The organism is Dorea sp. 210702-DFI.3.125, assembly GCF_020560945.1.
Classification (GTDB): Bacteria; Bacillota; Clostridia; order Lachnospirales; family Lachnospiraceae; genus Dorea; species Dorea formicigenerans.
This window is the reverse complement of sequence record NZ_JAJCNF010000052.1, coordinates 1-7,677: the sequence shown is the minus strand read 5'-3', so window position 1 is coordinate 7,677 and position 7,677 is coordinate 1. Positions and strand designations below refer to the sequence as shown.

Here is a 7,677-nt window from a genome sequence, read left to right as displayed (position 1 = left end):
TTACAATTTTATCCTTAACTTAATGACATTGTTTTTGAAAAAACCCCGTCCCCAACTGGAAAAAGGAGGTTTTGTATACACAACATGTACAATAAGGATTCCAACTATATTAGCATTGGCGAAATGGCAAAGATCAATCGGACTACGGTTCCGACTCTTAAGCTCTACGACTCTATGGGACTTCTCACGCCGTATTATGTGGACGAACACAGTCATATCGCTACTATATAAAGTAAAAAATCAAAGCGTCTGGCCTGGAGACGCTTGCTTTTATCTCTTATAAATGCTAAAATACAATAGCTGAGTTTCCTTAGTTAAATGGATATAACAAGCGTCTTCTAAGAAAAAGCCGAGGCAATCCCCAAATTGGGGAACGTTCTAATGTTACCAAATCGAAAAAATCTGTAGATTGACAACTCGAAATAGAGTTGATAATCTTATATATGGCCGAAGGGAAAAATCCCAGAAACCCAGTAAAATCAAGGGTTTGCGGCATGTGTCGTCATAGCTCAGCTGGATAGAGCACTCGCCTCCTAAGGGTCAGGTGGAGCAATCCCCTTTCGGAAGCGATTTATGAAATAAATTTGAAAATTGCTCCATTACAATTAAATACGTCTCAGTACCTCAGTAGGATAGAGGGTTCGCCTCCTAAGCGAAACGTCGCAGGTTCGATTCCTGTCTGGGACGCCAGCAAACAACGCTGAAAGCCTTGATTTATCGAGGTTTTCAGCTTCTTTTGTTTTTGGCTTATAACCTGTCGGATAAGAACATATTCAATTTATATTTTGCAATTTCTTTTGATTTTCAGAATTTGTAATTCGATATTTTTATGACTGTTTGAGTAGAAGAGTTTGCTAACACTTTTTTTATTTTGAAAAAATATCAGCAGATTTTTGAAGATTTGCTAACACTTTTGAAAAATTACTTTGAAGCTGATTGTTTCAAAAGCATTGCTTTCATCTCTGGCGTAAGTGATTTTAAAAGCTGTAAAAGCTCCATATCACTGTCTGATAAGCCGTTGTTTTCTGGCTGAACTTCCTCATTTTGTGGTTGCATTTCTGAATCATGGTTTAGAGTGGAATAAAATTGTTCGTCCATCTTTTGAGCATTGTAACGTCTATCTTCATCTATGATTTCTGAATAAACGTCTGTAACCATTTCTGCTTCTGCATGACCTGTATCGCCTTGTACTGATTTTACATCGCCGTTGGTCATTTTCAATTTGTATCCTGTGGATAAATGACGCAGACTGTGGAAAACAACTTGTTCATAGCCATTTTGTTCGCATAACTTTTGAAATCTGTCTCTCACAATTCTACTCTCAACGGGATTTCCATTTTCCAAAGCTATAACAAGGTTGTAATTGTTATAAGCGTCTCCTAGAAATTCCTGTAATTCCTTTTGATCTTTTTGATATTGCACCAGTAATTCTGCAACCGTCTTTGGCAACCATACGGTACGATTACTTGTTTCTGTCTTTGGTGTTTTTAATACAAGCCTTGTTGTGCAATGCGGTTTCTGTGTCGGAAAAATCTTGATAATATCTTTTTCCTTTAATTTCTGCATAGCTTGTGCATTTACTCTGGAAAGCTCTTTATTGATGATTACCCTTGCGTTATTCGTTGCAATGGATTGTTCATCAATAACGACATCTTCCCATGTAAGACCTGTAATTTCTCCAATACGCATTGAGCAGGAAAACGCCAAATGCATACAGATGGTTAATAAATCGTCGTCTGACTGCTGAATTGCTTCACGGAATGTATCTACACTCCATACTTTTCTTTTTACCTTAGGAACTTTAGGAAGCGTTGCTAATGAAGCAGGGTTACGCTTGTTGGTATCAATATATTCCCAACGGATTGCTTGATTTAATGCACAGCGTATAATGTCGTGTATTTTCTTGATATTGGCAGGTTGTACGCAACGTCCAGTAGCTTTTCTGTTAGCTCTGGGTACTTCTGGAACACTCAATAAATCGTTGTAGTAGGCAGATAATTTCTTTGTGGTAATCTCATTTAACTTCCAATCCCCGATAAGTGGATTGATGTAATTTTCGATAGTACCGACCTTACTACTAAATGTACTAGGCGACCATTTTGACGTACCATAGAGATTGACAAATATTTTTAAAAAGTCACAAAGCGTAATATCTTCATCGGTACTATCAAGTTCTTTTTTCGATTCATCAATTTGGCGTGCAAACTGTTCCTCTAAGGGAACAATCACATAACCATATTTTTCTTGATAATACTCAACAAATGCTTTTCTCTGCTTTGCTTCTTTCTTTGTCTCTAACGTATCCCATTTCTGTTTACGTTCTCCTGCATTGTCTAAATACCAGTAAATAACGGAAAATGTTGATTTTCTTTTTTTGATTGAAGCCATAATATATTCTCTCCTTAACAGTTAATTTTGATTTAACCATTTATCGAAAGAATCTTTAGATACCCGTATGGCTCTACCAGCACGAACATAAGCGAACTGTCCACTTTTAACCAATGCGTAAGCCACTTTTTTACTCACACATAATTGTTCTGCAATTTCCTCTACTGTATATGTCTTTTTCTCCTTTTTAGGAGTTTCTGTATTTGATGTATCACTTATCACGAGTAATAATAACTCCTTTCCGTGTGATAACAGCAAAATACATACGTTTAACAAGGTCATTATAGCATATCAATAACTCTTGCGGATATGTTTTTTGCCGTTGCTAACACTTTTGCTAATACTTTTTATATGCAGACAAATGGCTTTGGCAAGCTCCACTGGTATCTCAACCATTCCCATTCCTGTGGGCTGAACCGTGTCATACGGGTGTATCATTATCCTGTGTTGCAGGTCATGGCAGAACGACTTTTCCAACGGTCGCTCCCAGATCATTGCATGAATCGCTATCTCCCGATTGGAAAAGTCACGGCGTACAATCTCTGATGGCTCACTGCAAGCACAAACGTATCTGTCTGCATTATTCAGTTGTCAAAGAACTATTAGGCTCTTGTCAGCCTGTATCAATCTGTTTTGTTAAATAGACTGATACAGAATGACAAGCTAAGAAGTAAGCGGAACAGGAAAGAGGGAAGTGCTTATATGAAGCGTTCCGCAGATATTACCTATTCAATTTTTATGTCAAATTCCAATATCATTTTCATAATGGCTTCTCTGATACGACCTTTTAATTCCATATCCACAGCGATATATACATTTCCGTATTCATCATATAATGGGCGAATACAGCTTTTTGATATATACGGGTCATAGAAATCTAAGATTTTATCAATGGAAATTTTGTCGCCGTCCATAGCCGATGAAATCACATAAAATGATGGCTTCTTATACGAACGTTTTTGTTTCAAATACTAATTTTCCTCCTCTAATGACTTTTTCATTTGTTTTAATGCATAGTGTCGGTTTTGAAATACACCACTTCGGGATATATTCTGCAATTTTGCAATTTCCGTATCACTCATATCCAAGAAATAGTACATAAGTACATTTTCACGGTAACGGTCAGATAATTGTTTAATGACTTTTGCCAGCTCATCGTCATATACATAAATGTCATGTCCACATATATTGAAAGTCGTGTAATCCGTTTTATATGTATCCCATATAGCAACTTTATCTATGATAATGTCGGGAAGCTCACAAAAGGGGATAGCTTCTGCTTGATTCTTTTTCAACTCTTTGTAGTAATCCTTTACAACTCCGAAAACAGTTTTTTTTAAACAACTATCAAAACGACACATTACAGTTTTCTGGAAGTCAGATGGTTTCACGTTCTCACCTCCTCCCTGTGCTGTTTTGTATCTATCCCTCTTTCCACTCCATATAAGAAAAAAACAGGGCAGTTGCTAAGTGATTTGAAAAAAATAATCGCTATTTTAGATAAAATTTATATTTGCCCTCACTATATAGCCGACGAGAAAGGCAAAAATTGTTCGATTCGATAAAAAACGACAAAAAAAGACCTGCACATTTAATGTACAGGTTAAAGAAGTGATGATTTTTCATAAATCAGTATTTAATTTTTGTTGCCATCGTATAAACGTATTCTTCTGGTGTAGGACGTTTCTTTCCAAAATAACTTGAAAATTCAGCTTGCACATCTGGGTCATCGCTGTAATACATTTCATCAATAGTTGACTGAATACGTTCTTTTACTTCTGACACGGAAACACCCTGTTGATGTGCGATCGCTTTAAATACTTGTTTTGTATCACGTTTTTTGATACCCAACATCTAACCACAACCTTTCTGAAGAAATTTAATCCCAATCATACTCATCAATGATATCCTTGATTTCGATGGAGACTGATTTGTCATTCTTTAGTGCTTTAACAACTTTTGCAAATTCATTATGGTTTGGATTTTTTATATCATTATAGCAACGGTGAAGCATTAAAATGTTATGTGAAGTTGGATTTTTTTTGACGGAATCGATTAACAATTCTTCATATCCCTTTTTATAGAACTTTTCTACAAAATGAACTAAATCACCGGGCATTCCAAAATCAACTGAGGGATTAGTGGATATAATTTCTAAAATTGGCTCTACAAATTCATAAGGATTTTGATATGAAAGCATAGCACTTAATATTTCATCATCAAGATAATACTCTTCATAAGGCTTTGCTGATTTTTTTAGTTCTTCAATTATTTGTTCTTTGGTCATTATACATTTTCCTTTCAAACTTTGGTTGTTCAGCTCTACAAGCTGGAATTTGACTGTATCATTTTGTTCATCAAATTTATTATTCATAAGGTGTCTATTTTGATCCTAAGAAGAAATCAATTTTAGGTCTTGTATATTCATCAAACTGATCTTCTGTCTCTGTATCAAATGAACAAGACAAACTGATAGGCGCATCCTGATCATAGAAACGGAAACTCTTATAAAATGTCCCATTTAGAAATTCATCTTTAAATTGTTGTGGAATAGCCTGATAAGATAATATCTCAGGATTAGATACGGATACATTTAAATTCTCAAAAGACTTTTGTAATGTCGCAAAATCTTTTTCTGTCTGCATTAAATTCTCTTCTAAACTCTTATTAATATCCACACCTTCTACATATGAGATATTGATGATAGTACCACTATTATTGACTTGAACATGAACATAACAATCAGTAGCACCTGAATCTCTTAAATATCCCATAACAGTATAACTTGATCTACTACGACGTGATTCATTTGGATTGTCTGCATGTACTCTTACACATACAGGTTCTAATGCCTTTTTTACTATTTCTACTTGTTTTGCAGAAGCTGCAATTCTTTGATCCATTGCCTGCTTTCCTTTTATATATTGAGGTATATAAGTACCGACTACAATAAGTATTGGGATAACTGCAAAGGCAATGAGTTGTTTTTTTATATCAGGAATAGGGATTCTATAAGCATGTGCCATGTTCTCGGCATTACTTCCTGCTTCAGATAACATATCTATAGATGTAGAGACTGTACTTACTGCACCAGCCACCTGCATAGCACTTCCTATATTCTTTGCAGTATCATTATCACTTTCTTTAAGGAATCGACCAACAGCTTGTGACGCCAAAGCAGCAGATACCTCTTTAGAATAATCTGTTTCTGACTGTTTCACATTTAATCTACCTATAAGAGATTTCCATTTCTTACCGTTCATTCCAAACTTAGGGGCAAGTGCACAGAAACAGAATATAATAACATATATAATGACAAATCCTAATGCAGTAAACATCCCTGTAGGCTGAAAACCTTTGTTTTGGAATACTAAATCATCTATCATCTCTAATGGTACTATTAATGCACATTGTACAAATGAAAAGATGAGTGCAACCACTGCAATCTTTGGATATATACAATATCTTTGAATCATTTTTTTCTCTTTATTGTTGATCATGGATATCACCTCTGTTTCTAGTATAACTTATTTTTGAATGAAAAAAGACCGATATTTTGCTCTTACTATATTTGTTTCTTAACTAAAAGGAAATTACGAATATTTTGATGTTTAATACCATACTCAAGTTTGATTGTATCATGGTTCATCCTTGACCCGTTAGAGGGCAACGCATTTAATCCGAACAGCTCATTTAAAATAATATTATTCCTTTACAATTCTACAAACTTGAATTGGTCATTCTTCTTTTTCTTCAGGAGTATCTTCATTTGGCTTGGAACTGATTTTTGAAACAATAATACCTGTGCAAGTAACAACTACCACACAAAGATACATTCCTATTCCTAATGCTCATGTACGGTAAAGTATCACAAGAAAATTATGTCGAATTGACAGCCGCCTCCGCTATACCGAATAAGGAAATAAAGAGTCCTCAAATTTTGCGCTACTAAATGAAGACGAGCGGAAGTAATCTCCCGCTCGTCAGTAAACTTAACTATGCCATATCAATCCCGCTTCTTTCCCGCCACCGGCACTAAGAACAGCGCGGGCAACAGCAGGAAAGCGGTACAGACCAGCCCCCAGGGTATGGACACCTGCTGGGCTACCAGCCCCACAATAGGCCCGCCGATGATCTGCCCGAAAGAGTCCAGCTGTCCGCTGGTGGAAAAGACTGTGGCGCGCATTTTCTCATCCACATGGTCGTTCATCCAGGCGGCCAGCACAGGCTCCTTGATGGTGCGCATAAGCCCCGCCAGCAGGAACACCAACAACATGAACCAAAAGCTCCGCCCCACCGCGAAGAGAACCAGGAACAGGATATACCCGGCGCTGGTGGACATGACCACACTGGTTCGGCTGACAGTCCCTTTTTTCTCCATGCGGGCGATGAGCAACTGAGAAGCCAGAATACCTAAGCCGCTGCCGATAAGACTGATAACACCGAACCAAGTGACGCTGTTCAGCGGCCCGATAACGGGTATTACCGTGTCATCCAGAAAATGAGCGGTGGAGAGCCGGTCAAAGCCTTCACTGGCAAGTCCCCCGCATAGTGTGATTGCTAAGAGCGCCAGCAACACAGGTGCGCCTTTCACAAAGCCCAGGTTGAGCTTGAACAGGCAGACAAAGTCTTTAAGCAAGCCCTGCCGTTCCTCAATAGCAGGGGAGAAGTTGGTTTCTGGCATGATGCGAACCATCACCAGCCCCAACAACAAGCACAAACTGCCCCCCAAGATGACAGGCATTTGCAGGTTTATGTTTCCCAGCAGTGTGCCCAGCAGTGTGCCCAGAACGCCGCCGATTTGCCCCATTTGACTGCCCCGCAGGAACACCTTGTCTATGGGTTTGTCCTCTTCCTCCGAGGCAATCCACGCCTCCAGAGCGCCGGTGATGAAGGTATCACCGCAACCCCAGACAACCTGGGCCAGCAGAACCGGCGCGAACCACGGTAGCGCACCCTCCATCAGAAAGCCCAGGCCGTAGAGGAACATTCCAATCAGCACCGAGCGCCGACGGCTATACAAATCCGCCACCACACCGGTGGGCATCTCGAACAGAAAGCAGGAGGTCTCCTGAACCGTCCCTACCAGGACAAGCTGGAAAGCATCCAGCTGCACCACCTCCAGGTGGTACACGATGGAAAGCACTGTGGACATAGAAACCGCCAGGGAACAGACAAATCGGAACAGCAGGTAGACAGAATATGCCTTTGAATTTTTAGCAAACATGAAGTTACATTTCATCATAATTAGTCTCTAATCCTTTCAAATCTCATTTTATATGACTTTTG

General features: G+C 38.5%; 8 protein-coding genes and 1 tRNA gene. 1 reads left to right on the top strand and 8 read right to left on the bottom strand.

Going from position 1 to position 7,677, the window contains the following annotated elements; genetic code table 11:
• Positions 1 to 613: 613 nt before the first annotated feature.
• Positions 614 to 690, top strand: a tRNA-Arg gene (locus LI164_RS15275).
• A 231-nt stretch (positions 691 to 921) separates the two neighbouring features.
• On the opposite strand, the gene xerC is transcribed toward LI164_RS15275, so the two are convergent.
• From xerC to tet(40), 8 genes are all read right to left on the bottom strand, one after another.
• Entirely contained in the window at positions 922 to 2,388 is a 1,467-nt protein-coding gene (gene xerC / locus LI164_RS15270) for a tyrosine recombinase XerC (protein WP_055195565.1), read from the bottom strand.
• A gap of 21 nt (positions 2,389 to 2,409) precedes the next feature.
• Complete coding sequence (locus tag LI164_RS15265) at positions 2,410 to 2,670, bottom strand: helix-turn-helix domain-containing protein (protein ID WP_055195567.1); 261 nt, start codon at positions 2,668 to 2,670, stop codon at positions 2,410 to 2,412.
• Positions 2,671 to 3,113: 443 nt separating this feature from the next.
• Positions 3,114 to 3,302, bottom strand: coding sequence for a helix-turn-helix domain-containing protein (locus tag LI164_RS15260; protein WP_005334926.1), 189 nt, complete (start codon positions 3,300 to 3,302; stop codon positions 3,114 to 3,116).
• 57 nt (positions 3,303 to 3,359) lie between these two features.
• Positions 3,360 to 3,779 (bottom strand): sigma factor-like helix-turn-helix DNA-binding protein, encoded by a 420-nt coding sequence (locus tag LI164_RS15255; protein ID WP_005334925.1) that lies wholly within the window; start codon positions 3,777 to 3,779, stop codon positions 3,360 to 3,362.
• Between the two features lie 238 nt (positions 3,780 to 4,017).
• Positions 4,018 to 4,242 carry a sporulation initiation factor Spo0A C-terminal domain-containing protein gene (locus tag LI164_RS15250; RefSeq protein WP_005334915.1) on the bottom strand — a complete coding sequence of 75 codons (225 nt, stop codon included), beginning with the start codon at positions 4,240 to 4,242 and terminating at the stop codon, positions 4,018 to 4,020.
• 25 nt (positions 4,243 to 4,267) lie between these two features.
• On the bottom strand, positions 4,268 to 4,762 hold the full coding sequence (locus LI164_RS15245; protein ID WP_227087356.1) for a hypothetical protein: 495 nt from the start codon (positions 4,760 to 4,762) through the stop codon (positions 4,268 to 4,270).
• A gap of 7 nt (positions 4,763 to 4,769) precedes the next feature.
• Positions 4,770 to 5,888 (bottom strand): hypothetical protein, encoded by a 1,119-nt coding sequence (locus LI164_RS15240; RefSeq protein ID WP_215726677.1) that lies wholly within the window; start codon positions 5,886 to 5,888, stop codon positions 4,770 to 4,772.
• A gap of 506 nt (positions 5,889 to 6,394) precedes the next feature.
• Entirely contained in the window at positions 6,395 to 7,615 is a 1,221-nt protein-coding gene (gene tet(40) / locus LI164_RS15235) for a tetracycline efflux MFS transporter Tet(40) (protein WP_227087357.1), read from the bottom strand.
• Positions 7,616 to 7,677: the final 62 nt, after the last annotated feature.